General features: G+C 66.1%; 1 protein-coding gene and 1 pseudogene. One reads left to right on the top strand and one right to left on the bottom strand.

The genetic code is table 11. The features are described 5' to 3' along the window. A pseudogene (locus FNJ47_RS48000) lies at positions 1-127 on the bottom strand (tRNA 2-thiouridine(34) synthase MnmA); the annotation flags it as partial. On the opposite strand from FNJ47_RS48000, the gene FNJ47_RS47995 reads away from it, so the two are divergent. Then, positions 114-245 (top strand): tRNA methyl transferase PRC-barrel domain-containing protein (locus FNJ47_RS47995; protein ID WP_430649498.1); only part of this gene is annotated, 132 nt, incomplete at its 3' end. The pseudogene FNJ47_RS48000 and the gene FNJ47_RS47995 sit on opposite strands and share 14 nt — an antisense overlap.

Here is a 245-nt window from a genome sequence, read left to right as displayed (position 1 = left end):
CGATGATGTCGGTGTAGCGGCCGCTCGGCACGAAGCAGATGTCCTGACTGTCCTGCTTGTCGGCGACCTCGAGCTCGAAGCGCCGCGCCAGCTCGCGGGTCTGCGGCTTGGTCATGTCGCCGAGCGGCCGCTACACCGACATCATCGGACGGCTGAAGCCGAATGCGATCGCGCCGGGCGACATCGTCGATCTCGCGGGCAATGTCGTCGGCCAGCACCAGGGCATCGTTCATTTCACGGTCGGC

Source organism: Bradyrhizobium uaiense (assembly GCF_010811875.1).
Taxonomy (GTDB): Bacteria; Pseudomonadota; Alphaproteobacteria; order Rhizobiales; family Xanthobacteraceae; genus Bradyrhizobium; species Bradyrhizobium uaiense.
This window is presented reverse-complemented; position numbering and strand designations above follow the sequence as displayed.